At 66.3% G+C, this 2,490-nt stretch carries 2 protein-coding genes; both read left to right on the top strand.

Features of this window, described 5'->3' with window-relative positions; genetic code table 11:
• Positions 1-1,301 (top strand): DEAD/DEAH box helicase (locus JHC57_RS21995; RefSeq protein ID WP_294032698.1); only part of this gene is annotated, 1,301 nt, incomplete at its 5' end.
• A 60-nt stretch (positions 1,302-1,361) separates the two neighbouring features.
• Positions 1,362-2,490: MFS transporter (locus JHC57_RS21990; RefSeq protein ID WP_294032697.1), on the top strand; the 1,129-nt coding region annotated here is incomplete at its 3' end.

Below are 2,490 nucleotides of genomic sequence, written 5' to 3'. Positions count from 1 at the left end.
AGGCGATCCCGCCGCTGATGAAGGGCCGCGACCTGTGCGGCATCGCGCAGACCGGTACGGGCAAGACCGCCGGTTTCTCGCTTCCCTCGATCCACCACCTGATCACCTACCCGCACCGCACCAACCCGCGCAGCTGCCGCATGCTCGTCCTTGCGCCGACGCGCGAACTCGCTGCGCAGATCGCGCAGAGCTGCCGCGACTATGGCCGCTTCACCAAGCTGCGCGTGACCACCGTCTTCGGCGGCGTGCCGATCAACAAGCAGATCCGCGACCTTGCGCAGGGCGTCGAAATCCTCGTCGCCACGCCCGGCCGCCTGCTCGACCTCATCGACCAGCGCGCGCTGCGTCTCGACGACGTCGAAATCTTCGTCCTCGACGAAGCCGACCAGATGATGGACATGGGCTTCATCCATTCGCTGCGCCGCATCGCGAAGCTGCTGCCGTCGCGCCGCCAGAACCTGTTTTTCTCGGCGACGATGCCGAAGGAAATTGCGCATCTCGCCGAACAGTTTCTCGAGGATCCGGTCACCGTGTCGGTCACGCCGCAGGCGACCACCGCCGAAAAGATCCGCCAGTTCTCGACCTTCGTCGAACAGAAGGAAAAGCAGGCGCTGCTCCATCACGTCATCAGGACGTCGGACATCGATCGCGCGCTGATCTTCACGCGCACCAAGCATGGCGCCGACCGCGTCGTCCGCCATCTGAAGGGCGCGGGGATCGAGGCCTTTGCGATCCATGGCAACAAGAGCCAGGCACAGCGCACCACCGCGCTCCAGGCCTTCCGTTCGGGCCAGGTGCGCCTGCTCGTCGCGACCGACATCGCGGCGCGGGGCATCGACGTCTCGGGCGTCAGCCACGTGATCAACTTCGAGATCCCGAACGTCCCCGAGCAATATGTCCACCGCATCGGCCGCACCGCGCGTGCCGGCGCCGAGGGTATGGCGATCAGCTTCGTCGCCCCCGACGAGCGCACCTATCTGCGCGATATCGAGCGCGTCACCCGCACGAAGTCCGAACCGATGCCGCTGCCCGAGGGCTTCAACGAATTGGTGCGCAACCTGCCGAAGCCGGTACAACCTCCGCGCGACACCGGCAGCAAGGGCCGCAATCCGCAGCGCCAGCGCGAGGAAGCACTCGGCGGCCGCGGCGAAGGCAATCGCGGCGGCGGCCAGCCGCGGGGCGATCGCGGTCCGCGCCGCGACGGCCCGGCTACCGACGGCCAGCCGCAGCGCAAGCGTCGTTTCCGCCCGCGCAACAAGAGTGTCGGCGCGCACAAGGGCGCGGTCAAGCGCGTCGGTTGACGCCTCCTGCCCATTCGTTAGACCCTTCGCCCAACGATAAAACGGGCGAAGGGGTAACGGATGACGATCGGCGAGAATGCGGTGGCAATTGAAGCCCGGCAGAGCGAGCGCAAGGTCATTCTGGCCTCGTCGCTCGGCACGGTGTTCGAATGGTATGATTTCTACCTCTACGGCCTGCTCGCGACGATCATCTCGGCGCAATTCTTTTCGGGCGTCAATGAAACCACCGGTTTCATCTTCGCGCTCGCGGCCTTCGCGGCGGGCTTTGCGGTAAGGCCATTCGGTGCGCTCGTCTTCGGGCGCATCGGCGACCTCGTCGGGCGCAAGAACACCTTTCTCGTCACCATGGGGCTGATGGGCGCGTCGACCTTCCTCGTCGGCGTGCTTCCAAGCTACGCCTCGATCGGCGTCGCCGCGCCGATCCTCCTCGTGCTGCTCCGGCTCGTCCAGGGGCTCGCGCTCGGCGGCGAATATGGCGGCGCCGCCACTTATGTGGCCGAACATGCCCCCGACGGCAAACGCGGCCTCTTCACCAGCTTCATCCAGACCACCGCGACGCTCGGCCTGTTCGCGGCGCTCGGCGTCGTCATCCTCATCCGCTCGGTGATGGGCGAGGCGGCGTTCGCCGACTGGGGCTGGCGCATTCCCTTCCTGATCTCGGTGATCCTGCTCGGCGTTTCGCTGTGGATTCGCCTCCAGCTCGAGGAAAGCCCGGTCTTCAAGCAGATGAAGGAGGAGGGCACGACGTCGAAGGCGCCGCTGACCGAAGCCTTCGGGCGCTGGGCGAATCTCAAATGGGTGCTGGTCGCCTTGTTCGGCGCGGTCGCGGGGCAGGCGGTCGTCTGGTATTCGGGGCAATTCTACGCGCTCTTCTTCCTCGAAAAGACGCTGAAGGTCGATGGCGCGACCGCGAACATCCTCATCGCCATCGCGCTCGCGCTCGGCACGCCCTTCTTCATCCTCTTCGGCTGGCTCAGCGACAAGATCGGGCGCAAGCCAATCATCCTCGCGGGCTGCGCGCTCGCCGCCATCACCTATTTCCCCGCCTTCCAGATGCTCACCGAGGCCGCCAACCCGGCGATGGCGAAGGCGCAGCAGACAGCGGCGGTGCGCGTCACCGCCGATCCCGGCGCCTGCGCCTTCCAGTTCGATCCGGTGGGCAAGGAAAAGTTCGAAAGCACCGGCTGCG

This window comes from Sphingopyxis sp. (assembly GCF_016463645.1).
Classification (GTDB): Bacteria; Pseudomonadota; Alphaproteobacteria; order Sphingomonadales; family Sphingomonadaceae; genus Sphingopyxis.
This window is presented reverse-complemented; position numbering and strand designations above follow the sequence as displayed.